General features: G+C 40.1%; 20 protein-coding genes. 9 read left to right on the top strand and 11 right to left on the bottom strand.

The features are described from left to right. Positions 1–12 precede the first annotated feature (12 nt). The 5 genes from HYU69_16435 (at position 13) to HYU69_16415 (ending at position 4,133) form a co-directional block, all read left to right on the top strand. A complete protein-coding gene (locus HYU69_16435; GenBank protein ID MBI2271930.1) occupies positions 13–297 on the top strand; it encodes a DeoR family transcriptional regulator in 285 nt (94 codons plus the stop codon). A gap of 142 nt (positions 298–439) precedes the next feature. Then, a complete protein-coding gene (locus HYU69_16430) occupies positions 440–877 on the top strand; it encodes a hypothetical protein (GenBank protein MBI2271929.1) in 438 nt (145 codons plus the stop codon). Positions 878–968: 91 nt separating this feature from the next. Next, a complete protein-coding gene (locus HYU69_16425; protein MBI2271928.1) occupies positions 969–1,919 on the top strand; it encodes a hypothetical protein in 951 nt (316 codons plus the stop codon). A gap of 127 nt (positions 1,920–2,046) precedes the next feature. Continuing rightward, positions 2,047–2,811, top strand: a complete 765-nt coding sequence (gene rluF, locus HYU69_16420) for a 23S rRNA pseudouridine(2604) synthase RluF (protein ID MBI2271927.1) — start codon at positions 2,047–2,049, stop codon at positions 2,809–2,811. 119 nt (positions 2,812–2,930) lie between these two features. Further along, complete coding sequence (locus tag HYU69_16415; protein ID MBI2271926.1) at positions 2,931–4,133, top strand: DEAD/DEAH box helicase; 1,203 nt, start codon at positions 2,931–2,933, stop codon at positions 4,131–4,133. A 13-nt stretch (positions 4,134–4,146) separates the two neighbouring features. Here HYU69_16415 and HYU69_16410 read toward each other — a convergent pair whose 3' ends face one another. The 3 genes from HYU69_16410 to HYU69_16400 form a co-directional block, all read right to left on the bottom strand. After that, the gene (locus HYU69_16410) at positions 4,147–7,212 is read right to left on the bottom strand and encodes a hypothetical protein (GenBank protein ID MBI2271925.1); all 3,066 of its coding nucleotides are present in this window, start codon (positions 7,210–7,212) and stop codon (positions 4,147–4,149) included. A gap of 340 nt (positions 7,213–7,552) precedes the next feature. Then, the gene (locus HYU69_16405) at positions 7,553–10,744 is read right to left on the bottom strand and encodes a S8 family serine peptidase (protein MBI2271924.1); all 3,192 of its coding nucleotides are present in this window, start codon (positions 10,742–10,744) and stop codon (positions 7,553–7,555) included. 201 nt (positions 10,745–10,945) lie between these two features. Then, on the bottom strand, positions 10,946–13,117 hold the full coding sequence (locus HYU69_16400) for a VCBS repeat-containing protein (protein ID MBI2271923.1): 2,172 nt from the start codon (positions 13,115–13,117) through the stop codon (positions 10,946–10,948). 225 nt (positions 13,118–13,342) lie between these two features. On the opposite strand from HYU69_16400, the gene rplS reads away from it, so the two are divergent. Continuing rightward, a complete protein-coding gene (gene rplS / locus HYU69_16395) occupies positions 13,343–13,795 on the top strand; it encodes a 50S ribosomal protein L19 (GenBank protein ID MBI2271922.1) in 453 nt (150 codons plus the stop codon). A gap of 62 nt (positions 13,796–13,857) precedes the next feature. Here the strand turns inward: rplS and HYU69_16390 are convergent, their stop codons facing one another. The 5 genes from HYU69_16390 to HYU69_16370 all read right to left on the bottom strand — a co-directional run bounded on the left by HYU69_16390 (position 13,858) and on the right by HYU69_16370 (position 20,790). Further along, positions 13,858–15,864, bottom strand: a complete 2,007-nt coding sequence (locus tag HYU69_16390; GenBank protein ID MBI2271921.1) for a T9SS type A sorting domain-containing protein — start codon at positions 15,862–15,864, stop codon at positions 13,858–13,860. A 655-nt stretch (positions 15,865–16,519) separates the two neighbouring features. Beyond that, complete coding sequence (locus tag HYU69_16385) at positions 16,520–17,791, bottom strand: DUF2851 family protein (GenBank protein ID MBI2271920.1); 1,272 nt, start codon at positions 17,789–17,791, stop codon at positions 16,520–16,522. A 200-nt stretch (positions 17,792–17,991) separates the two neighbouring features. Next, positions 17,992–18,816 carry an orotidine-5'-phosphate decarboxylase gene (gene pyrF / locus HYU69_16380; protein ID MBI2271919.1) on the bottom strand — a complete coding sequence of 275 codons (825 nt, stop codon included), beginning with the start codon at positions 18,814–18,816 and terminating at the stop codon, positions 17,992–17,994. A 79-nt stretch (positions 18,817–18,895) separates the two neighbouring features. Beyond that, on the bottom strand, positions 18,896–19,978 hold the full coding sequence (prfA, locus tag HYU69_16375) for a peptide chain release factor 1 (GenBank protein MBI2271918.1): 1,083 nt from the start codon (positions 19,976–19,978) through the stop codon (positions 18,896–18,898). 68 nt (positions 19,979–20,046) lie between these two features. Next, on the bottom strand, positions 20,047–20,790 hold the full coding sequence (locus HYU69_16370; GenBank protein ID MBI2271917.1) for a TerC family protein: 744 nt from the start codon (positions 20,788–20,790) through the stop codon (positions 20,047–20,049). Positions 20,791–20,959: 169 nt separating this feature from the next. On the opposite strand from HYU69_16370, the gene HYU69_16365 reads away from it, so the two are divergent. From HYU69_16365 to HYU69_16355, 3 genes are all read left to right on the top strand, one after another. Further along, positions 20,960–21,775, top strand: a complete 816-nt coding sequence (locus HYU69_16365; GenBank protein ID MBI2271916.1) for a CPBP family intramembrane metalloprotease — start codon at positions 20,960–20,962, stop codon at positions 21,773–21,775. A gap of 39 nt (positions 21,776–21,814) precedes the next feature. Then, entirely contained in the window at positions 21,815–22,141 is a 327-nt protein-coding gene (locus HYU69_16360; GenBank protein MBI2271915.1) for a PadR family transcriptional regulator, read from the top strand. A 102-nt stretch (positions 22,142–22,243) separates the two neighbouring features. After that, positions 22,244–24,007: a PspC domain-containing protein gene (locus HYU69_16355; GenBank protein ID MBI2271914.1), complete on the top strand. Its 1,764-nt coding sequence runs from the start codon at positions 22,244–22,246 to the stop codon at positions 24,005–24,007. A gap of 258 nt (positions 24,008–24,265) precedes the next feature. On the opposite strand, the gene lpxA is transcribed toward HYU69_16355, so the two are convergent. From lpxA to HYU69_16340, 3 genes are all read right to left on the bottom strand, one after another. Continuing rightward, positions 24,266–25,039 carry an acyl-ACP--UDP-N-acetylglucosamine O-acyltransferase gene (gene lpxA, locus HYU69_16350; GenBank protein MBI2271913.1) on the bottom strand — a complete coding sequence of 258 codons (774 nt, stop codon included), beginning with the start codon at positions 25,037–25,039 and terminating at the stop codon, positions 24,266–24,268. Continuing rightward, entirely contained in the window at positions 25,017–26,450 is a 1,434-nt protein-coding gene (locus tag HYU69_16345; GenBank protein MBI2271912.1) for a bifunctional UDP-3-O-[3-hydroxymyristoyl] N-acetylglucosamine deacetylase/3-hydroxyacyl-ACP dehydratase, read from the bottom strand. Before HYU69_16345 ends, lpxA begins: the two co-directional genes overlap by 23 nt. Before the next feature lie 75 nt (positions 26,451–26,525). Beyond that, a partial coding sequence (locus tag HYU69_16340; protein ID MBI2271911.1) for a UDP-3-O-(3-hydroxymyristoyl)glucosamine N-acyltransferase occupies positions 26,526–26,684 on the bottom strand: 159 nt, incomplete at its 5' end.

The following is a 26,684-nucleotide window of genomic DNA, read 5'->3' as shown; positions in this document are numbered from 1 at the left end:
TTTTAAAAACAGATAAACTTTGTTGCCAACTTTTCGGGCTGTCGATTTATTCTTAACATAAATGCTGAAATCATCGGCGTAGCGAACATACTTTTGTCCTTGCTTTTCCAACTCTTTATGAAAGCGGTAAGTTTTGTGAAGGAGAAAGGGAAAATATCAAATGCCGATTTTCAAGAACTTTATGGAGTTTCTAAAGCAACGGCAACACGTGACTTGACTGAATTAGTTGAAAAATATGAGTTATTTGAAAAACTTGGACAAACTGGTGCTGGGACAGCGTATATCCTGAAAAAGTAATGGGCTCATAATGGGCTCAAAGGGCTCACGATGGACTCAAAAAGGACTCAGCCACCCTATTTGCAAGCACATTAGACAAATTGTTTACTTTTTTCTTTGCGAACTTTGCGTCTCTGCGTGCAACCTTTGTAATGAGGGATGTTTGTCGTACACCCAAAAACACTTCTTCCTGATCTCAGGAAATACTTATATTTACGTCGTGACAAATTTATTTAAACAACTGGTATGTATTGTTTTGGTTTCAGCGTTCATGCTGCAAACCTTCAGTAAGGTTATCATCCTTGTTAATTTCAAAGTAAACAGGGAGTATATTTCAAAAAATGTTTGCGAGAACAGGAATAAACCCCAAATGCACTGTGACGGAAAATGTCATTTGAAAAAGCAGTTCGAAAAAGAAGAAAAGAAAGAACAATCCCCTGCTAATTCAGGCAAAGAGAAATATGAGATACAACTGTTCTCCGAAAACAAACTTAGCTCTCCCCCATTCAGCCATTGCATTACAAGCGAATTAACAACTTATTATTCATTTCATCTTTCCGAAAAGCATCTTCACTCCATTTTCCACCCGCCCCGGGTTTAACCGAACTGTTTTATTTTTATTTAAATCCCCGGAAACCAATCACTCTTTCGGGCACAGTTATCTATTGTTCGTTAACCTAAAACTCAAAACGATGAAATTCAACATAATTATGTTTGTTGCTGTATTTATAATAGCAATGCAGGCTTACAGCCAATGTGCCTGCTGTGCCGGAGCCTGTATAGGTTCGGCAAATGGCGATCATACTGATGGCCTTTTCAATTTGCCAAAAAAAGGATGGCTTATAGAAGGTTATGGAAACTATAGAACAATAACGAACAGCGGGGGACATCACTCAGCTGAACAACACGCCCTACCGGAAGAAGAAACTCTGTTGGAAAGCATGTTGATCAATACTATAGGCGTCCGGTATGGAATAACAGACAGGATAGCAATTTCAGCGCTTTTGCCTTATGTCCTTTTACATACACATACCGGAAACGACAATGGCCCGGGGGATCTCATCCTGTTAGCAAATTTCAATATTTACAGCAAAAATAACTTTGATCTTACTATACAAGGCGGCGCGGAATTACCAACCGGTATTCAAAAGGGCGCGAACTTTGATAACACAACAGTTGTTCTTGGCTCCGGTTCTGTTGATCCCATGGGCGGTATCATCTTTTCAAAAAGGTGGAACAAGTTAGCGTTAACAGGTAACAGCCTGTTTAAATACACCACCATGGGGTTTGACCACAAAAACTTCGGCAGTTTGTCAGTTCAGAATTTATCATTATCATACCGGATAAAAGATGTAAATATGAATTGCGCTCCTTCCGATACAGTTAACACAAAAGAAAAAAGCTGCTTTAGCTGGACCATTTTTGGAGGCTATTACGGAGAATGGCTGGACAAAATAAAAGAAGAAAACCTGATCGATGAAAACTCTGGCTATTACCTGGGGTTTGCGGCTTTGGGAGCAAATCTCTCGTTCAGATCATGGAGCATCCCATTCACCTATTCCTATCCCCTTGTGCAGCACTTAAATGGTGATCAAAACAGATCGGGATATAGAATACGGCTTGGAATAATTAAATCATTCTGACAGAAATAAAACACCGGCATCGAGGTTAAAAAATAAGTAGAAGATGGTTGAAAAGGAGTGCTTTTCACTCCTTTTCAATATCTTCACTCAAAATCCTGTAAAATAAAACTTAATTTTCAACAGGCTAATGAGTACAGAGGATCAACCAAAAACCAGGTTAAATAAATTCATCAGCGAAACAGGCGCCTGTTCACGCAGGGAAGCAGATAAGCTTATTGAACAGGAAAGAGTTTTAGTAAATGGACTTAAACCCAAATTGGGAATTAAAGTAAGCCAGGCCGATGAGATCAGTATTGATGGAAAACCGCTGAAAGCAAAAAAGGCTCCTGTCTATATCGCCTTTAATAAACCTGTTGGAATAACCTGCACTACCGAGCGCCATGTAAGGGGTAACATTATCGACTACATTGCTCACCCCGAACGCATCTTCCCCATAGGCAGGCTTGACAAACCTTCTGAAGGACTGATATTCTTAACCAATGATGGAGACATTGTAAATAAAATTTTGCGGGCAGGCAATAACCATGAAAAGGAATATATTGTTACTGTTGACAAACCAATAACATCCGGGTTCATCCAAAAAATGGGAAATGGAGTGGAAATATTAGATACAATAACGAAAAAGTGTTTTGTAGAACAAACAGGGAAAAATATTTTCAGGATAATCTTAACCCAGGGCCTCAACAGGCAGATAAGAAGGATGAGTGAAACCCTCGGCTATACTGTTGAAAAATTAAAACGTGTACGGATAATGAATATTACGCTTGACGGAATTGCCGTTGGCAAATGGCGTTACTTAACAATTGAAGAGATGCAAACGATTAATACAATGGTTTCAGATTCACTCAAAACAGAAGAAGCTTCATTGCAGCCGGAGGATTCCGAAGAATAGATAGATAGATAGATAGATAGATAGATAGAAGAGTGTAACCCGCCTACAAGCCAACATTTTAGCTATCTTTGCCCACACCAAAAAAGAACAGGCACTTAACTAATCTCACATTAAATATTTTGACATTTAACGATTTTCATTTTGAGCCCGGGCTTATGGAAGGACTCCTTTCCATGAATTTTGATAAGCCGACACCTATACAGGAACAAGCCATACCGATTATACTGAGTGATCGCGATATTATTGCCTGCGCACAAACAGGTACAGGAAAAACAGCGGCTTACCTGTTGCCGGTCATCAACAAGGTCATCAAAACGCCCGGTGATTATGTGAATACACTTATCATTGCTCCTACCCGTGAACTTGCCATTCAGATAGATGAAGCGCTGCAGGGCTTCGCGTATTTCGCTCCCATCAGCTGCATTGCTATCTATGGGGGTAACGACGGTTTCTCCTTTGAACAGGAAAAGAAAGCGCTTACACAAGGTGCGAATATTATTGTCGCTACTCCAGGCAGGCTCATTTCACATCTCAACATGGGTTATGTAAAAATGGAACGCCTGCAACACCTTATACTGGATGAGGCAGATCGCATGCTGGACATGGGTTTCAGCCAGGATATCAACAAGATCATCAGCTTTTTACCGAAAAAACGCCAAACGCTATTGTTCTCCGCCACCATGCCCCCCAAAATAAGGGAATTGGCAAAAAATATACTTATTAATCCACAACAAATAAACATTGCTCTTTCAAAACCGGCGGAAGGTGTGCTGCAAGGCGCTTATGTAGTTTACAATACCCAAAAGATGGAATTATTAAAGGGACTCCTTAGGGGAAAAGATCTTGCCAGCATTCTTATATTTTCTTCTACCAAAGACAATGTAAAACAACTGGAAAAAGAATTATTGAAACTGAAATTTAACGTGGCTGCCATTCATTCAGATCTGGACCAGGACAGGCGAAATGAAGTATTAAGAGATTATAAAAACCGTAAACTTCAAACACTTGTCGCCACAGATATTCTTTCAAGAGGAATTGATATTGATTCGATCGGACTTGTTATAAATTATGATGTACCCAGTGATGCGGAAGACTATATACATCGTGTAGGACGCACAGCACGTGCTGAATCAACAGGTGTAGCGATCACATTCATTAATCCGGAGGACCAGCGCAAGTTCAAAAAGATAGAAGAACTTATAGGCAGCGAAGTGAAAAAACTACCACTTCCAGATGGCCTGGGTGCCGGCCCTGAATATAACCCTGAGAAAAATGAAGGGAAACCTGTCTTCCGTTCTTTCAGAAACAAGAGGAAAAAATAAAAAAGAGTAATCTTTACTGGGTTTCTGAATTAAAAGCGGCCTCTGTGATTGACATATCATCTTTGAAGTAGAACACCCCACCCCAGGCCCACATACTTTTCTTATAGGTGGCCGCGTTATTACCCTTAACAACAACACGTTTCAATATCTTGCAATTACCCTCCTGGAACTGCTCCTCAGTAACGCCTTGCGGATATTTAAGAACGAGGGCATTTACATACTCCTGCTTTTTTACCGGATCATTATCCTTAGGCGGAACTATGGCTGCAGAAACTACTGATGTACCTGTTGTTACAGCTTTTAACTTATTCAATATTCCATCTATTTCGAGAATTTTATCCTTCGGATATTTTTCAGAAGATCTGACACCGGAAGCTTCCTGGTAAATGATCCGGGCGGCCTTGTATTCCTTTCCATTGAACTGCCTGTCCGCTTTATCGATAAGCGCTTTGTATTTTTCCTGTTTGGCTTTATCGGCATCTTTTGCACTCTGCTCATCCAGTAAGCGTTCTATCTCAATCATCCTGTCTTTCGGATACTTTTCAGCCGGCTTGATCCCTGATGCTTCACTGTACAAAGCCTGGGCCGAACCGTATGCTTTTGATGCAAATGCCTTATCAGCTTTGGCTATAGCCGTATTATAACCGGCATTAATTTCCTCTTCCTTTGCTTTCTTTTCTTTTTGAGCTGATTCCTTCCCGGCAATATCAGCAAGTATTTTTTCAATCTCAGCTAATTTATCCTGTGGATATTTCTCGGCAGATTTTAATGTAAGTCCGGTGGTATAACCTGTTCTTGCCAAAGTATAATCCCTGGCTGAAAAAGCTTTATCCGCTGATGCGATCACCGCATTATATTTATCATTGAGTTCCTTTTCTTTAACGGCACTTGCTTTATCCGCTTCAGCGGCCTGCAGCAACCTTTGTATCTCCGCCAGCTTATCTTTAGGCAGCTGTTCAAGCGGCTTTAATGTGAGTGCTTCATTATATGCGGTTTTCGCGCCTTCATAGTCTTTTGCGGTAAGTGACTTATTTCCCCGGGTCATCGCAAGCGTATACTTTTCATTTATTTCCTTTTCTCTGGCAGCTTTCTCCTTTTCCGAAGCTTCTTTATTGGCCGCTTCTCTCAGTAATTTTTCAATTTCGTTAAGCTTTGCTTTCGGGTATTCTTCATTTAGCTTTAATGTTGCAGCTTCATTGAAGGCCGTTTTGGCACCAAGATAATCCTTCGTCGTAAATGCCTTATCCCCCTTTGCTATTGCAGCCGCATATTTGTCGTTCAACTCTTTTTCTTTTGCTGCCCGCTCCTTTTCATTTGCCGCTTTGGCTGCCTTTTCGGATAGTATTTTTTCAATCTCGGCTAATTTATCCTGGGGATATTTTTCCGCCGGTTTAAGGCCGCTCGCCTCACTATAACCGGATTTTGCGGACACCAGATCATTGGCTGCAAATGACTTGTCCGCACGGGCAATAGCCGCTGTATATTTAGCATTTAATTCCTTTTCTTTCGCGGCATTTGCTTTATCGGCCGCTTCTTTACCCGCAAGAATCCTGTCAATTTCTCCAAGTTTATCTTTAGGATATTTTTCGGCGGGTTTTAATCCCAGCGCTTCTGTATAGCCTGCCTTTGCCCCATTATAGTCGTTTGCTGCAAGTGCCTGATCGGCTTTAGTGATTGCGGCTGTATACTTTGCGTTCAGTTCTTTTTCCTTCGCAGCATTGGCCTTCTCAGATGCTTCTTTGGCTGCTATATCCGCAAGAATTTTGTCGATCTCCGTAAGTTTATCTTTAGGGTATTTCTCAGTGGATTTTAATCCAAGTGCTTCCGTATAGCCCGCCTTTGCCCCGTTATAATCTTTTGCTGCAAGTGCCTGGTCGGCTTTAGTGATTGCGGCTGTATACTTTGCGTTCAGTTCTTTTTCTTTCGCAGCATTGGCCTTCTCAGATGCTTCTTTGGCTGTTATATCGGCAAGAGTCTTGTCAATTTCTCCAAGTTTATCTTTAGGGTATTTTTCAGTGGATTTCAATCCAAGTGCTTCTGTATAGCCGGCCTTTGCCCCATTATAATCTTTTGCGGCAAGTGCCTGGTCGGCTTTAGTGATTGCGGCTGTATACTTTGCGTTCAGTTCTTTTTCTTTCGCAGCATTGGCTTTGTCAATTGCTTCCTTGGCCGCTATATCCGCAAGAATTTTGTCGATCTCCGTAAGTTTATCTTTAGGGTATTTCTCAGTGGATTTTAATCCAAGCGCTTCTGTATAGCCGGCCTTCGCTCCATTATAATCTTTTGCGGCAAGTGCCTGGTCGGCTTTAGTGATTGCGGCTGTATACTTTACGTTCAGTTCTTTTTCTTTCGCAGCATTGGCTTTGTCAATTGCTTCTTTGGCAATTAAATTATCGATTTCCGTTAATTTACTTTTGATAGCAGCTTCTGCCGGCTTTAAGCTTAATGCTTCATTATATGCTGCCTTTGCTGCCGCATAGTCCTTTGATGCAAAAGCCTTGTCTGCCTTACCTACAGCAGAATTGAACTTTTCTGTTGCAGCTTTATCTCCCTCTGATTTTTTTTTATCTTCTTCTTCGGCTTTCTTTTGCACATCGGCCAGTTTATCAAGCTTGGTTCGGATCGACCGGGTATAGTTCTCATCATAATTAAAATCCCTGCCGGCATCCTGGTAAGCAAATTTGGCAATGGGCTGACTGAGTATATTATTCAATTCGTTAACATCAACTCCTTTAGGTATCTCAAATATTACAATTTCAGAAAGATCCACTCCACCAAAACCTTGTTTGGCACGATCCGGAGGGACATTTTGAGTATTGAAACTGAATTTTTTAGTGATGAATCCCGGCTTGGTAACGGTAATAATATAATCGGCATTGGGTTCCAACACAAATTCAAACTTACCGTTACTGCTGGTTACCACCTGGTTCGCCTGGCTACCGGATTTAAGTAAGGTCACAATGGCCCGGTCCAGCTTTTTTCCTCCATTAGTTACCCTTCCGCTAACAGGAAAGGTCCAGGATTGAGAAAAAGTATCCAGCCCAACCACTAAAAATACACTTAGCAATAAGTGCTTCATAGAATGAGCTGGTTTTAAGAATTGAAAGAGTTTTACGCCCAAAGACGAATTTATCATGGTATAGTTAAAACTTAGCACAGCTTTTAAACAAAAAGCTTTCAATGGTAATTCCCTTATAATTCAATGGCAACAACAGAAAAAGCAAATATCGCTAAAATCAAAATCTTTTTATACAATATGATGAAAAATATTGACAAAATCCATGCCTAAATACACCCCAATTATGCTTTTTTAATTGGTTTATTAATGGTCAGGGTCATAAGATAAAGGGCAATATCATAAAAACACACAGCCCGTCCTGATTGATCAGGACGGGCTGTGTTATTGCGATCCGTTTTATTTACTCTGCAACAAACTTACTGTTATATACACCTTCGTTAGCAGAAAGCTGCACTGTATATACACCTTTTGCATACGCAGACATATCCACTACAGTTGAACTATGATCACCGGCCAATACCATCTGACCAGCGTAAACAACCTGACCAAGAAGATCAATGATCTTCACGCTGAGTTTATCACTCATATTTGAGTTATCATTTACAGCAATATTAAGCTGCTTATATAATGGATTGTAATTCGTAGCAATATTTGCCAAAGAAAATAACTCATTCAAAGCCACACATCCTACTGATATAACTTTTGAATACGAATTATCAGAACCACAACTGTTAGTTGCGGTGAGCGTAACCGTATAAGTTCCAAAGCTCGCATAGGTAACAGTTGGTGTAGCCAGATTTGATGAAGAAGGGCTTCCACCGGCAAAACTCCATGTATATGTACTTACATTCGTTGAGCCAGTCGCATCAAACTGAGCGGGTGTATTTGTACAAAGGGCCGAAACACTTGCCGGAGTTGTGGTAACAGATACAACGATCGGTTTGTCAACCGTAATGCTAATTGCAGATGACCCCACACAACCCAGGGTGCTTCCTGAAACGTTATAAGTGATATCGGAGGCAGGAGTGGCGGTAACAGTTGCACCGGTAGTGGTACTCAGGTTTGTTGCAGGAGTCCATGTATAAGATCCCGCGGCACCTGAAGCAGTAAGAATTGTATTATTACCGGGACACAATACATTTCCATTAGAAGAAGTAACGTTGATGTTCGGCGTTGCATTCACAGTAACTGTTGCAACCGTTGAATCAAGTTCATGACATCCTCCGCCAACAACATATAATTTGGCAATATATGTACCGGCAGTGTTATACAATATTGCCTGTGAAATATTATTTGAAATTGAAGGATTACCACCGGGAGTATACCATAGCAAAGTATCCTGATAAGTAGAACCCGCAGCGTTTACATTAACAACATCGCCCTCACAAATTGTCAAAGGTCCAACTGTTGAAGTTGCAATAACGGGCTGATTGGTCAAATACGGGAAGATATACATTGAAGCCTTCAAACCCCATGTACCGGATGTTACGCCCATTTGCCCCCACAGGCCGCCTCTTTGCTCCCAAATTGCACTTGGATCAGTTTGACCATGTGCATTTGAAACAAGAGCCAGAGTATCAGTATTCCAGTTAAGGGTTGAATAGTCAATACTTATAAAAAACTTCTTATTTACTGGTAGATTTATCACAGGCTTGAATGCCACTTCAAGATATTTATTTGCAAGAGCAGCCGTCCTTAATTGCTGAATGGTCTTTGTAGTTGAACCTAATAAAGCTCCGGGTGCGCCTCCTGGACCGGCTGCATCATACACATTAATGGTTATTACCTTCGTAGTAGTTGCGGAATAGGCCTTTACAACTCTAATGAAAGCACGGGTGAGTTTAGTATTCGGGTAAGCAGTTGCATCAAAGAACTGAGCTTTTTGAGTATCTCCATCAAAATTTAAGCCAACGAGATACCCCGAATCAGCAGGCGCTTTAATATCTGCTGTATAATACGTGCCGGTCCATAAGCCGCCTGTAACTTTTGAATAATTGGGAATATCGCAGCCTGTTGACGCTGTAACTGTTATATAGCCTGTTTTAAGTTCAGTGTCATTTCCATTTCCATTAGTTGTAACCAATGTTACATCATAGGTTCCGGGGGTGGCGTAGCTAATTTGCGGAGGAGTTTTTCCAACAAAACTTGCAGGAGTTCCACCGGCAAAGGTCCAGCTCCAGGTAGTTGGGTTATGAATACTCAGATCGGTAAATATAACGTTACCACCGGCAGTAACAGTTGTAAAGTTCGCAACAAAATCGGTCGTTGGTTTTGACGCTACAAATGCATCAACACATTGCATTGTTTTTAATGCATTAATACGACCTGTTCCTAATTGACCAGGGTATGCAGTATTTAAAGCAGAAATATCATCTGTATTGCTTTTTAAACAATTTTCAATTTCCGCCAGTGTTAAATATGGATACAAAGACAACATCAATCCGCATAAACCCGAAACGATCGGCGAAGAGAATGAAGTTCCCTGTGTAGTTGTATATCCGCCACCTTTATTTGTGGTATAAATACCTTCGCCCGGAGCGCAAACATCAACGTAGCTTCCGTAGCTGGACCACGAAGATTTTTTATCACCGGAGCCGGTAGAAGCAACAGCAATAACGTTGGTATAAGCAGCAGGGTATTCAGGAACTGAGTTTCCCGCATTTCCTGCAGCGGCAACAATTAAACAACCTTTGCCATATGCATAATTGATCACATTCTGACCGGTTGTAGAGCTGGTAGTGCCTCCCCATGAAAGGTTAATAACATTTGCTTTGGCAGCAGCAGCGTAAAGAATTCCATCATATCCATAAGGCATTGTACCTGAAGTTGTTTTTGACGCTTTAATAGCAATTATTTTAACACTATAACCTATTGAAGCAATACCAACACTATTATTTGAACGTGCCGATGCACAACCGGCAACCATGGTACCATGGTTATTGGAGTTTGTAGGATCGGGGTTATTATCCCAATCTGCAACATCCCAGCCTTTAACATCATCGACATAGCCATTTGCATCGTCGTCAATACTATTACCGGCAATTTCGCCCGGATTAACCCAAATGTTAGCTGACAGGTCAGGGTGAGTAGTTTCAACACCGCTATCATCAATTGCAACTTTTACAGTTGAACTACCTGTAGAATAATTCCAGGCTGTTGACGCGCTTATCTTTGCAAGCTCCCATTGTGATACATAACTTGGATCATTGGGTGTTAGCATATGTTTATGCAGAGGAACTTTTTCGGCATACTCGATCACACTCAAAGCCTGCAGATCACGAATGATAAAATCTACATTCTGAACATCACTAAATTGCAGCTCAAATGTACGCTGCAAAATATCCGATTCTTTGGCGGCAAAAAACGGACGAAGCAATTGCTCAACATTATACTTCTCAGCAATTACAGAAAGGAATGAATATGCTTTTATATCAACAATTCTATTGTCACCTTTAAATGATAAAAACAACGGCACATCACTCTTCAGTTTAAAATATATTCTGCCATCAGCATAATCCGGATTAACCGTTTGTCCAAGCATAACCGATACATACATCATACAGGTTAATGCAGCAAGTACTATCTTTCTCATAGGGATAAAATTAATTTGGTTTAGAAATAGAATTATCAGTTTAATATCAGCTCGAAAAGTAGTTATTTATTCCACAAAATCAAATATTTATTCATGCATTTTATCAATAAATATGAAATAGAAATACAATATTGCATTGAATTATAATGATTTAAACAAAAAAGGGCTTTTTAATGAAACTGGTACCGGTACTTCCTTATGCTAACGCGCTATTACAAACCGTTTACTTCCAAAAACAGGCCGCCCATCAGTATCCTCAAATTGGAGCCTGCAAATATATAATCCTCCGGCTAAAAAAGAAACGTTTGTTTTGAAAAGTGAACCATCCGAACTGAATTGTTTCACTTCTCGCCCGAAAATATCAACAATGCTTAGTGTAACCCTATCTTTAATTGAATAAAGCTTGATAGTTAATTCATCGGAAGCCGGGTTCGGATACAGATCAAATGCTATCTGCCGCTCATCAATAGAGTTCACCGAATTGGTTGTTTGTCCATAAAACATAGAAACACCACCAGCATAATTCCCAATGGCCAGATCAACCAGGCCATCACTATTAATATCCGTACCATTTGGCGCAATGCGTGAACCTTCCCATACTTTCTGATACGAAGAATCCACCAAAGTAAAATTACCCGATAAATTGCCGTCAATATTAGTGTAATAATATAAATAGCCGCTTTCCGACCCGATCAGCAATTTGTATGAGCCACCGGCATCAAACATATAAGGTACGCTGTAACCTGTAATTGAATAAGTACTCTTACGCACCACATCAACACCTCCAAATGCAGCAGCCATTTTGGTAAATACCGGCGCATTTACAGTTCCTGTATTACGGTAATAGGCCAGCTTACCACTGCTTGAACCAATAATAAGATCGAGCTTAGTATCCCGATCCACATCGATCAGCTGGGGTGCGGCGTAACCTCCAACATCTATTATTGTTCCTGCATTGTCCTTAAATGATGTATTGGTTAAAGTAAAAGATGCGACACCGACCACAGGTGTATTTGTAAAATAGTACAATTTACCGAAACTATCACCAATTATCATATCCTGATCCCCGTCTCCATCGAGGTCGCCAAATGCCGGTATCATATTTATAATATTCAGCGAAGCCAGGTTCGCATAGTCACGCGTAACCAGTTCAAATGAAGGTTTTGTTAAGGTGCCCGTATTTTTAAATAAGGCTATTTTCGACTGTAATGTGGAAGATGAATAATACTTATAATTACCTACCAGCAGATCTTTTATACCATCGCCATTGTAATCAAAAAATACCGGGTAGGCCCCTTCACCAAGATCGATCATTTGATCCTGCAAAAAATTATTTTTCTGAAAAGTAAATGTCACACTATTAGTGGAACCGGTATTTTTATACATCAGTACACTGGTAAAATTCTCCGATGCGTTAGGGGCGTTAGGACTTACCAGCATATCACTCAGTCCATCATTATCCACATCGAGGTAAAAAGCACATGGGAAAATGGTCATATTCACAGGTGATGAAGGCGGGTAAGCAGCATCCTGCGATGTCATTTTTGCGAAAGTTGGTGTACCCCCATTCACAACCAGCGTAAGATTAGTTGCCGAAATGCCGCCGATCAAAATTTCTTTATCACCATCCCCGTCAACATCCAAACATAATTCACATGAACCGCTGTGTAATAAATGCGGGGGTTTCTGGTCGGGTGCATAATTTGAGACCTTGCAACTGAGGTTGAGATTAACTTTATTATCGAAAGAATTTTCGGCAAAATTTCCCCAGCAGGTTGTGGCCAGTTCAAAAGCCAGTGTATCGCAATTACCCTTTATTTCTTTCGACATATTCTGATGATACTCCATAAATGTTCCCATGATACTCATAGTAACAATGTCAAGATCTCCATCTCCGTCAATATCGGATATTGCAGGAATATCAACAGAGCTAACATATAAATTATAGTTGTTGGGGTGATAATGTGAAAGCAATAATGGAGTTATCAATGTAAATTTCAGACCATTACCAGGGTCTGAATCATTGCGGTAAACTTTCATACCGCCATTTGTATACGCAAAAATATCCTCTTTGCCATCGCAATTATAGTCGGCCAGTAACACCCATTCCTCAAAAACCAGAAACTTGTCCCTGTATTGAGGCGCAAACACATAATCGACTGCATTTGATGTTCCTTTATTAATAAAAGTTGATACTTTATATCCAGTACGATCAAACACAAACAAATCCTTAATGCCATCCTGATCGAGGTCGATCTGGGAGAACTGGCAGTAATTCAGGCCACCTGCCCAAGGAAACAAAACATCGGCATTACCGATTTTAACCGGAATACTATCAACCCGACCGAACCAGGGTTGAGCCTTTGCAATCATTATCAAACATATAAAAAGTACTAAAAGTGCCGGCTTTTTCTTCATCTAATGATTAATGATTATAAGAGAAAACTTGTAATATGTAATATAAGCTAATCAAATTTATTGAAAATAGCTATTAGATAGTATATTTTTATACTAAAGAAGCATAAATATTTGGTTAGTAGTGCCAAAAGCACTAATATTGCAGTCCTTTTTACAAAATTTCATTAAATAAACATAGTCATGGATTCAATTAAGTTTGTTGAGAAAGCGATGTTTGCCGAAAGCAAACTTCCTGTATTTAAAGCCGGAGATACTGTAACTGTTCATTATAAGATCAAAGAAGGTGATAAAGAACGTGTTCAGCAATACACAGGTGTTGTTATACAACGTAAAGGACAAGGTTCCGGACAATCATTTACCGTTCGTAAAATATCGAATGGCGTTGGTGTTGAACGCGTGTTCCCTTTACAATCAATTTATATTGACAAAATTGAAGTGAACAAGAGCGGCGTTGTACGCAGGGCCAAATTGTTCTACTTACGCGAACTAACAGGTAAGAGCGCCCGTATCCAGGAGAAAAAAGATCTGGATAAAAACGAAGCAAACACAGATGCTGCAAAAAAAGAAGTGAAAGAAGCTCCTAAGAAGGAAGCAAAAGCGGCTGAAAAGAAAGAAGTTAAAGCTGCATCATAATAACAGTTGTATTATTTTGAAAAACTCCGTTCAATAGTACGTTAAACAATCGCATAAAAAAGCTATTGAATAACTAATTTTTGTTTATAATTATAAATAGTATTATCGGAAGTAACTGTAACAAAATAAACCCCTACTGGTAATTTTTGGAAAAAATCAACCGCAATAATTTGTGAAGGGACATTTTCAATAATCGCACTATTAGAACAAAACTCGTTACCCAGGCAATTATATACAACAACAAGAATTTTGCTGGAACTTGCTTTATCAGCATTTAAAATTTTTTTGCCCCCCCCCCCCCCATTTGATGGATTTGGAAACAGTACAAATTCCAAATGCTCCTTTACATCATTATCAATAAAATTGACTGCTTTTAAATCGGAAAATGAATATTTCCCATCAAAGTCAGTCTGCTTTAAACGGTAATACGAAATTCCTTCTAAGGGATAATAATCAAAGGCTGAATAATTATGTATTTGTGAACTATTACCCAAACCATCTATAATAGTGATTGTTTCAAAATTAATTCCATCCCTGCTTCTTTCAACTGTAAAATAATCATTGTTTGTTTCGCTGGCCGTTTTCCACTCTGCAAGTACTGTTTTCCCTGGTTGGAGACTGGCAGAAAAATTAAGAAGTTCAATCGGAAGTATAGTGCTGGTGGACACCGCAAAAGGGGAAAAGGAAGTGACCGCATTTGATGTGATGGTATAGGGGTCCGATCCGCTTGCCGCTGCATCACTCCCCTGCGGGCTCCAGGCTCCTGCCGTATAGTGTGATACATGACATAGAGCTCTGTTAAATGAACCAAGCTCGTCAACCGCATTCCACTGTGGCTGTAAGGTTAGGCTTGAACCGGTTGGAGTGCCTTCGGTAATATCCCAGGTTCTGTCAATCACACTGCTGGTAAGTGCACTCCCACTGGTGCCCAAGCTGTAAACGGTTTGGCTCACACTCACTTTGAAATTATCAACTGTGGATGCGCCTGAAACAGCCAAAGCAATAGGAGTATAGCTTGTAGAATTGATACCCACAGGATAGAGTACACTGGTTCGTTGTTCGGTTCCTATGTTGTACTGGTTTAACTTTCCGGTACTGTTGGTGATTATGTAATTAGAAGAACTTGCCCCGGAAATGCTTCCGCTTACTCCGGCAGCTCCTATTGCCAGTTCAAATGCCCCCAATGTAATTTTACCGCTTGATAATGTAAGGGTATTACGTACGGTGGTAATTACTCCCGCGCTTGGCGCGAGGGTTAATCCACTGGCATTGTTCAGCGTCATATTGTAAAAACTTGTATTGGATGATCCAAGTAGTTGCTGTGCCGAACCTCCATTAAAAGTTACAGTGCTGGTGCCATAAGTAAAAGTTCCGGAATTAGAAAAATCACCCCCAAAAGCAATGGCGCTGGCATTGGCCGTGAAAGTGCCGGCAATGGTTGTGTTGCCATTTACCGTTAATGAATAATTGCTTCCCGAAGTATTTAGTGTGCCCGCTATAACATTCAGTGTACCTGTAATGGTTATGTTGGCACCCAGCGTGGCTGTATACCCGGATGAATTAATCACTAAATTATTAAATGAGGTAATGGCTTGGAGAAAAGTAAAACTGGAAGGATCGGCATTTTCCCATTTTAATGTGCCACTTCCCGGTATAAATACTGTAGTAGCTGTAGTTCCGCCCCATTTGGGCAAAAGGAATGTACCCCCGGCAGTCATGTCAATTGTTCCAGTGTAGGATGATGTTCCTGTAAATAAACCCGTATTGCCACTAAGCGTAAGCTGAGATCCTGCATTAAATACAAGTGTTCCATTTCCGGCACTGGAGCCGGTTTTACCAACTTCCATGTAGCTACAGATAGCGTTGGCAATATCTACAGTTAAGGTAGCACCGTTTTTTACATTAACCACATCGGTTGAATTGGGAATTCCCCCAGGGCCTCCTCCTCCGGTAATAGCACTCCAATTGGTATTGGCGGTTATAGCTAAGGTAGCGGCCTTTGTTTCATGAAAAGAAATAGTGAATTCTGCAACCATAATAAGGGCGGTTCCAAAAATTGATTTTTTCATGACGATTGAGTTTTTCGCTTAAATCTTCTCCATTTTCTATCTTGTAACCGCTATCGTTTAGCGTTTCGTGCTAAATTTTTGTTTGCTTTTGTGTTGTTTTTAGTTTTCACTGCTTGTTTTTAACCTATTTTTAAGGAATACCAAAATGCATATTGACAGGGCCTTTCTCATAGTTTTTTTTAGTTTGTTTATGAACAGGTATTTCATTTCTTTGAGTGATATTCTTAAGCAATTATACTCCATTGTCCGATGTAGAGTTGCCACAATAGAGTGTGCTTAATTACACATGTAAGAAATAATGGGGTTATGTTATTTTTCGGTAGCAGGATATTCTGAACGATAGTACCCCATTCTTCTGCAAGTCAACTATATGATTTTCAATAATTTGAATATAAAAAAGAAGTGGTAAACACAAGTGATAATAATACTAAAAGACAACAACTCCCTATAAACTGAAAATGGAAATGAAACAGATAAGGAGGTATTAAGTATTTTACTTATTATTTTAATGCAACTTAACCAAAACCTGAGTTGCATTTAATTCAAAACAGGCTTAAATGAGCCAGAAACAGTATCAAGAAACAGTATATTTTGGCGTTAAAAAACTAACGGACTATTGATCGTAAATACGGTGGGTTTTTTACTTGCTGAATTCTTATACCTGCAAAAGTTTAGCCCCCACCGCACATTCCAGGCAGCGCTTGTTTGAGCAATATTCATTCTTTAATTGCAGGAGGCCCTGGGTTTGATAAGCACTTTTTGCTTTCACACCAAATTGTTCCCACTTATCAATGATGGAATTATTTTCAGGTTCAATTTTTTCGGATAAAGCTAAGGAACGTTCAACATATTTTTCTTCGGCCTTGCTTTTTCCGTAAATGAAAAGAAAGGGGACAATTGTGTTAATGAGAATATTATTTACTCCGTCCGGGCCAATTGATTTTACGGATCTCGTTGATTTTTTATCAAACGTATAATGTGTTTCCCAATATTCAGAAGCTTTAACCGAGAATAATTTTTTCAATGCATCCGGCTTGCTTGTTTCCATCACTTTCGAAAATAAATGAACGCTGTTAAATATAAGGGCAGCAAATTGAGCGATGCGGATAGTTGGAAAATTGGAAGGACGCAAGCGCAGGAATTTCCACACATGTGGATCAAGCGGGGTTAACTTATACTTTTTGCGAAGAAACGTGTACTCATTCTGCAAATATTGCGGATACGTATCAATAAACTGTTTATCCAATAAGCCCGCCTGCCCGAACAACAATGCTTCCACCTGGAACAAACTATTTTTATGTTTGGCTAATATTGAGCTCGGAATTGATCTTGCCAAAAGTTCAAAGGGCCCGGAATTTACTTTAAATCCAAAACTCCTGGCCACCTGCTGATAAAATATTTCTTCCCAATTATTCTTATTTGCTTTAAGATTATCTAAAATGGGACCTGATTTACGTTCCAGCCGTTCTACCACCATCCGGTCGAGCCAGGTGCTAAGCGTAAAACTTTCAACCGATTTAAGCTGAGGCGCACAAGGAACCCATGTTTTACCGGTCTTGAACTGCAAATATTTTTTAAAAATAAGTTCGTCGAATTTCCCTTTTAACTCAAGGGTTGGAATCTCTTCACCGGATTTGCGGTACACTTTTTCATCGTGGCGGTATACCACATGAAGAATAACGTTGTCGTATGTTTTGTCGGATTGATGGTTATGCTTTTTCCAATCCGAGGAACAAATATGTATCTCTACATTTCCTGCCCAAAGTGTTTTACCAATTTTTAGTTTCGAATTAAAAAAATCAGGGCCGGCATCGGTGTTATGTTCGCCTTGCTTAATAACCTGTATGGCTTCACCTGTTTGAGTCAAAAGGTTTGCTGAACTGTAGCGTTTGTATTTCCAGAGGTAATGGAGAAATTCTTCGGTCATTTTATATTTAACATCTGTAATGTTCCACTCCTCCGGAGCGGAAATCAAATTATATGTTCTTTGCTATTAATATCAGGCTCCTCAGGAGCCTCATTTCAAATGATTCATATTTTGGAGGCTCCCGTGGAGCCGAACATTAATAGTGAACCAAATTGTTAGTATCTGGCTCCGGAGGGGCCAAACAAATTTTTAACAAATTGTTATAACTTATGTTGAGTTAATATCTCCTTCATTTCTTCCTGCATCCTCTCCGCCTCTTCCCTCGCCTTTTGTGCAAAATCAGTTCCGCTATCCGCATAAATTATGCTGCGCGATGCGTTCACCAGCAAACCACATTGGTCATTCCATCCATATGCTACAACATCTTTTAAACTTCCGCCTTGCGCTCCAATACCCGGAACAAGTAAAAAATGTTTCGGAACAATGTCTCTTACATTTTTAATCATTTGGCCCCGGGTAGCTCCGACAACATACATTATGTTATCCTCATCTCCCCAGTTTTTTGAAACTTCAAGAACTTCTTTATATACGGATTTACCTCCATGTGGGTAATGCTGAAAGTTCTCAGCACCTGGATTCGAAGTAAGTGCCAAAAGTATTACCCATTTATTTTTATACTCTAAAAAAGGAGTGACTGAATCCTCACCCATATAAGGTGCGACAGTAATAGAATCAAAATTCATTTGTTCAAAAAAGGCCTTTGCGTATAGCTTGGAAGTATTGCCAATATCACCACGTTTAGCATCGGCAATTGTAAAAATATCGGGGTGTTTTTTTTTGATATAAGCTATAGTCCTTTCTAAACTTACCCAACCTTTAGAACCCAGGCTTTCGTAAAAAGCCATATTGGGTTTGTAAGCCACACACAGGTCGTGCGTAGCATCAATAATTTGTTTGTTGAACTCGAAAATCCCTTCCGCAGTTTTATATATCCCTTCAGGAAGCTTTGTTATATCAGTATCCAAGCCGATACAGAGAAACGATTGTTTCTTTTTTATATTTTCAAAAAGTTCCTTTCGGGTCATAGTTCAGGGTTCAAGGCTCAAGGTTCAAGGTTCGTTATTCATTTTACATCTTCCTACTTTGCTTCTGACTTCTGACTTTTTACTTCCCAACTTCAATTCCTCCTTCTTTCAATCGTTCAGCATTCTCTGCTAAATGAAGAGCTTCAATAAATTTGCGGATATCCCCGTTGAGAAAAGCACTTAAATCATAACTCGTTAAATTAATGCGATGATCTGTCACACGGTTTTGGGGATAATTGTACGTCCGGATTTTTTCGGAGCGATCTCCCGTTACCACCATTGTTTTCCGTCTCTTTGTTACTGAATCGTGTTGTTTTTGCAGTTCAATCTCATATAGTTTTGTACGCAGCATCTGCATTGCTCTTTCCCGATTACCATGCTGCGATCGCTCTACCTGGCAGGTTATCGTTATCCCGCTTGGCTTATGTGTAAGTTGAACTTTTGTTTCCACCTTATTTACATTCTGTCCACCTGCTCCGCCCGAACGGGATGTTGTCACTTCAAGGTCGGCAGGATTAATTACAATGTCAACATCATCTGCTTCAGGCAAAACAACCACCGTGGCTGCAGATGTGTGTACCCGTCCCTGCTGCTCTGTTGCAGGCACGCGCTGCACACGATGCACTCCCGATTCAAATTTCAGCGTTCCGAAGGCATTGTCGCCAATTACATTGAAGGCAACTTCTTTTACACCACCAACAGTTCCCTCCGAAATGTCGACCAATTGCACCTTAAATCCATTGTCTTCTGCAAAACGAACATACATGCGATATAACTCTCCGGCAAAAAGGCTTGCTTCGTCTCCACCTGTTCCGGCGCGCACTTCAACAATTGCGTTGCGTATATCTTCCGGATCTTTTGGCACAAGTAATTGCCTTATCTGTTCCTCCATCTGATTTTTTTTTAGTTCAAGTTCTAACAAATCAGACTTGGCCATTTGTTTCATCTCTTCGTCTTTCTCATCGTTCAGCACTTTTTTATTGAAGGCAATATTTGCAACAACATCACGATACAAATAATATATTTCAACAATTTCTTTCAACTGCTTGTATTCACGGTTGAGCTTGGTGAACTGCTTCATGTCGGAAATAACTTTAGGATCCGCTATCTGCAGCTCTACATCTTTCCAGCGTTTTTCTATGGCGGCTAATTTTTCTAACACAGGGATTAAAAAGTTATTAAGTTATTGGGTTGCTTAATTATTAAGGGCAAAAATAGGGAAAATAAAAGCTAATGGCCTTTTGAGGCATTCTTTCTCATCCGCATATTCAGAATCTCAACGATAAACGAGAAGGCCATAGAGAAATACATGTAAGGTTTTATCTGGTCAACATGAATATGTGCTGCATCCATGATGAGTACAATCGCTATCATTAACAAAAACGAAAGAGCCAGCATCTTAATTGTAGGATTGCGATTGATAAAATCGCTCACTTTTTCAGAGGACAGCAACATAATAATCATTGACAAAATAACCGCGCAGATCATTATCAGTACATTACTCACCAGGCTTACAGCAGTCAATATTGAATCGAATGAAAAAACAATATCAATAAAAACTATTTGCATTGTTATTGAGGCGAGTGATACGCTTTTCACTACGGGGCCGTCCTTATCATCACTGCCTTCAATTCTATTATGTATCTCACCGATTGTTTTGACCAGGAGAAATACACCACCAGCAAACAATATAATATCACGCCCTGTCGCTTCAAAATCAAATACGGTAATAACAGGTTTAGTCATTCCAAGTATCCATTTAATAGACAATAACAATGCAACCCGAAAAAGTAAAGCGAGTGTTAAACCTGTCGCCCTCGCTTTACGCTGCTGTTCACGGGGAAGGCGACCTGCAACAATTGAAATAAAAATCACGTTATCAATGCCCAATACAATCTCCAGTACTGTTAGCGTAAGTAAGCTAACCAATGCGCTTATTGTAAAAAGTTGTTCGAAATCCTGAGCTAAATTCATACTTCTCAATTCTTATTTTTCAAAAATACGTAGTTTTTTTTAATCCCATATCAAAATTTTATCATTGAAAATCAAATACTTATAAATAATTTTAGTACTATGTATCGCATAGTAATATTCTTTGTATATATCTTTGCATTGTATTATTAAAAATAGTGCTTCAAGTCACATGAAAAAAATTATAGACAAAATAGGGCCTTCAAATAGTCCGATCTTATTTACAGTGGTATCCATTTTTGTAATTGGTATAATTAGTGAAATAATACGACGATCAATTGGATTGTCTTTTGAATACCGTTTTGTTTTTTGTGCTGTCCTTACAATTCTTCTTGCATTCTCGTTCGGAATGCCGGAGAAAATGCGCCTGACCACAAAGTTCCGTTGGAACTCATTAAAATATTATGCCTTTCCGATCCTGTACATGATGACGATGCCTCTTATACAGGGAGGGTATGACTTTTCCTTCATTGATAAAGGAATAATTATTATGATGAGTGGTGTTGGTGTATTTGAAGAAATATTGACTCACGGTATTTGCATGGCCCTGCTACTGAATAAATGGGGTGAAAATAAAAAATACAAGGCTGCAATAGTAAGCTCTTTTTGGTTCGGTATAATTCACTTGAATAATATCCTTGCCGATCCTACAAATTTTCATTTGATTCTTAATAAGTGCACTACTGTCATTTTTGCAACTTGCATAGGAATTGGATTCGCCGGACTCGCCTATAAAAGCAATTCCATTTGGCTTGTAGCGGTGATGCATGCCTTTATGGATATTGTGGGAAATGTTGGCAGCCTCGACTTTTACACCAATGTTTATCAGAACTGGGGATGGGTACAATCCATTGAATATATACTCTATTATCTTCCGTTCGGCCTGTATGGTTTGTGGCTGTTAAGATCGACTAAAGTAAGAACGAGCCTTGTCGGTAATCAGGCAGATCAAATGGATAGCGTACAACAGATACAACTGCCGACGTAAAAATAATATAAACTGTTTTAATTTTTAAACAATACAACCATGAACATTGAAAATACAAAGGCACAGATGCGGAAGGGCGTTCTTGAGTTTTGTATTCTTTCCATTCTTTCCAAAGGCGATCATTACCCTTCGGAGATCATTGGGAAATTAAAAGATTCGAAACTCATTATCGTGGAAGGAACTTTATATCCTCTTCTCACCCGGCTAAAGAATGATGGCCTTTTAAGTTACCGCTGGGAAGAATCAACCTCGGGTCCGCCACGTAAGTATTATAAACTTACTCCGCTGGGCGAACAATTTTTAAAAGAACTGGATATGACCTGGAATGAACTGGCGGATGCAGTAGCGAAAGCGACAAAAAAGTAGGAACAAGTGAAAGGGACGAGGGACGAGTGAATAAAAAATGCAAGAAGGCAAAAGAGAAAAAAGTCAAAAGAAAAATTAAAAAAACCTGAAACATTATATAAAATGAAAAAGACACTAACCATAAACCTGAGCGGAATCGTTTTCCACATTGATGAAGATGCCTATGAAAAACTGGGCAGCTACCTGAACACGATAAAGAAAAGTTTCCGCGATTCTGATGGTCGTGATGAGATTATGGCTGACATTGAAGCACGCATTGCCGAAATGCTGCAGGAAAAGGTTGGGCAAAACAAACAAGTGGTTAGTATTGGCGACATTGACCATATAATAAACGTCATGGGCAAACCTGAAGATTTTGCGGGAGAAAGCGGATCGGATGAACAGCAGCAAAAAGCTGGTCCAGAGCAAAGTCGAAGGACAAAAGAACAAACAAGCAGCTATTACAACGGCCGCCAAAGACGCATTTTCCGGGACCCCGATGAGCGCATGCTTGGCGGTGTGTGCTCAGGAGTGGCCTCTTACTTCGGTTTTGATCCGCTTTGGATGCGGCTGGGATTCGCTATTTCATTTTTCATTTTCGGCACAGGCCTGCTACTCTATATCATACTGTGGATTGTGATACCCGTAGCCAAAACAACTGCCGACAAACTTGAAATGCGCGGCGAACCCGTGAACATTGACAATATTGGCAAAACAATTAACGAAGAAACCGAACACCTTAAAAAAAAAGTAAATGACCTTAAGAACGAATTCAGGTCAAAAGAAAACAGGCAGCGCATGAGTAGCGCGGCCGAAAACATTACTGGTTTTCTGAAACAGATATTCGGAACAATCTTTAAGATTATCGGAAACCTTGTCGCTGTGCTGATGATCATCATCGGAACACTTCTCGTTGTCGCACTTATGGCCTCCCTGTTTGGTGTCAACTCGGTACGCATTCTCGAGAATGGAGAAGAAGCTTCCTACTCCATCCGCGAATTCGGAAACATCCTTTTTAATTCAGTTTATCAAATGGATCTGGCCTTTTTAGGCATCGGGCTTTTACTCGGTGTGATCTTTATACGGTTGATCTATGGTGGTTTTAAAATATTATTTAAAATACCCCATACCAATCGCATACTAAAATACACCTTTACAACACTATGGATAACCGGCCTCCTTATTTCAATTTACGCAGGAATACTGTTTGTGAAAGATTTTAATGTGAAGGCGAAAACAACACACAATGTCTCGCTTCAACAGCCAGGCTCAAATATACTTTACCTGAAAGTCAAAACCGATCCGGCAATTGAAGCAGATACCGATGATGAATATGAAGAAGGCATCAATATCCACAACAAAAAAATGGTTATTGTAAATAACCACCGATGCAACCTCGTAACTTTCGATGAGAAAAAAATAACATTGGGCCCGCCCGACCTGAATATTATTCCCGGTGAAACCGACAGCTTCGAACTGATCATTACCACCAATGCACGCGGCGAAACAAAAAAGGATGCCATGAACAGGGCAAAAAAAATAAAATACAATATTGTTCAGACCGATTCAGTCATTGAATTTGATCACACATTTGAAATCGCTTGCGAAGATAAATGGAGAGGACAGGATGTTCAGTTAACACTTAAAGTTCCGAAAAACAAAATGATATACCTGGATAAAAGTATGAGACACATTATTTACGACATAAAAAACGCAAGCAACACAGTTGACGAGGACATGCTGAAACGCAGATGGGTAATGGGGATAAGCGAATTAAAATGTGTGGACTGCGAGGGCCTTGATGTGGATAAAGATGAAATGGGAATACCTCCCCCGCCGCCGCCTGCTGTACCGGGAGAGATCACGATTCCTAAATCGCCTAAATAACCACTTGCAAACTAAAATACCCGCTTGTGTAAAAGTTGAATGTGAGTTGAATAAACAGATTTATATTTGAAAATAATAAAGGGGTTTATTGTGCAATAAACAAAATGGGGAGGTTAGTAGTGTTTCCTCCCCTCCCTTTACCTCTTAAATTGGAATTGAAGTGCAAAAATATGACAAGCAATTTATACAGGTGTTCACAGACAAAATTCTATTGAGTAATTGCTGATTGAATTTTACAAAAGTTTCGGGTAAAGCAGCTCAGGAAAGTCCCCTCATAATCCCGTTCACAGATTCCTTAATAAAATCAACAATCTGTACTTTTTCTTTAGAAGCAGGTGCTTCGGTTTCAACGATGGCCAACGCGTTAGTGAGGTTATGCCCGCGCACGTATATCATACGGTAAATATCTTCTATCTGGCGCACCATTTCATCAGTGTAGCCTCTGCGCTTTAACCCAACAGAGTTAATACCCACATACGATAAGGGTTCTTTTGCCGCCCTCACAAAAGGAGGAACATTTTTACGAACCAATGAGCCGCCCGCGATAAAACTGTGCGCACCAACCCGCACAAACTGCTGTACACCGACAAAACCTTCGAGTATAGCATAGTCCTCAATTATACAATGCCCTGCGAGCCCGACAAATGATGCTAAAATAACACCGTTCCCAATTGTGCAATCGTGCGCCACGTGAGCGCTCACCATAATCAGGCAATTGCTGCCAATCACCGTTTTGTGTTTGTCTTTTGTGCCACGATGTACGGTAACATGTTCACGTATCACTGTATTGTCACCTATTTCAACGGTAGTAACTTCACCCTCAAACTTCAGGTCCTGTGGCACAGGCGCTATTACCGCACCCGGAAATATTTTGCAGTTTTTACCGATACGCGCACCATCAAAAATAGTTACGTTCGGGCCAATCCATGTATTGTCGCCAATTTCAACATCATCATAAATTGTTGAAAAAGGTTCCACTTTAACATTGGCACCTAATTTTGCTTTTGGACTAATGTACGAGAGCTGGCTCATTTTTCGCTTCCTGGTTTTTAGTTTTAACAATCTGAGCCATCATTTCGGCCTCCATGACAGGCTTATTGTTAACATAAGCCACTCCTTTCATGTGTACAAGTCCTCTTCTTATTGGTGTCAACAGGTCAAGCCGGAAAACTACAGTATCACCCGGAATAACCATCTGCCTGAAACGCACACCGTCAATTTTCAGGAAGTAGGTCAAATAGTTTTCAGGATCAGGAACTGTTTTAAGTGCCATCACTCCCCCAACCTGTGCCATAGCTTCGACCAACAGAACACCCGGCATTACAGGGTTGTCAGGAAAATGTCCCCTGAAAAAATCTTCATTCATCGTTACATTTTTCACTCCAATGATATGCTCCTTACTCATCTCCATTATTTTATCAATAAGAAGCATTGGAGGACGATGAGGAAGTATTTTCTTTATCTCATGTATATCATATAAAGGCGGTTTATTCAGATCGAATGAAACACCCGCAGGCTTTTGCTGCTTTTGTTGTTTGATCAGCTCCTTTATCATCTTAGCGAACGCAACATTACCGGCATGTCCGGGACGGGCCGCTAATATATGTGCCTTTATGTGTACTCCTACCAGAGCCAGATCGCCAACCATATCCAGCAGCTTATGTCTTGCCGGCTCATTATAATAGTGAAGCGTGGTGTTGTTCAAAACTCCTTTTCCCTTTACCTGCACATTGGGTTTATTGAACACTTTTGCCAGGTATTCGATCTTCTCCACAGGTATAACACGATCAACCAACACGATCGCATTATCAAGATCTCCGCCTTTGATAAGGTTATGCGCTAATAAGCCTTCGAGTTCATGCAGGAATACAAAGGTCCTGCATTTGCCAATCTCTTCCTTAAACTCACCTACATGATACATTGTAGCGTGCTGCGTACCCAACACTTCAGAATTATAATCGACCATAACCGTTAACCTGAACTCATCCTGTGGAACAGCGAGCATCTCCACTTTCTTTACAGGATCCTCAAATGAAAGATTTTCTTTCAGTTCAAAATATACACGTTCCGCGTTTTGTTCAACAGTTCCGACCTTTTCGAGCGCCCTGATAAAAGGTATTGAACTCCCATCCATTATAGGAATTTCAGGGCCATCCAGCTCAACCAATACATTATCGAGTTCCATCCCAACCATTGCTGCCAACACATGCTCCGTTGTACTTACACGCCCGCCGTTCTGCTCCAGTGTTGTACCCCTGGCAGTATCAACCACATTATCAACGTCCGCATCAATTACGGGCTTGCCGGGCAGGTCAATACGCTGAAACTTAAACCCGTAATTTTCAGGAGCGGGCTTAAAAGTTAAGTTTGTTTTTTTCCCGGTGTGCAATCCCACTCCCGATACAGTAACCGGTTCTTTGACAGTTCTTTGTTTCATGTTCATGGCAAAAGGCTTAGAGCTGTTTTAAAATATTAATTTGAGTTTATAATATGGGCTAAAGCCCAAAGAACAAAACATTTATTTATCCCCGGCAATTTGCCTGAGTTCTTTTAATATTTTTTCAAGTTCATTTATCTGCTGCTGAACTTCAGGCAATTTTTTAAACATCACATACGAACGTTTATAATCACCAATAGCATATGCAGGAGACCCCTGCACAACGGCCTCTTTCTCTTT

It is taken from the genome of Bacteroidota bacterium, assembly GCA_016183775.1.
Taxonomy (GTDB): domain Bacteria; phylum Bacteroidota; class Bacteroidia; order JABDFU01; family JABDFU01; genus JABDFU01.
Note: the sequence above shows the minus strand (reverse complement) of the source record. Positions and strands in the feature narration are given on the sequence as shown.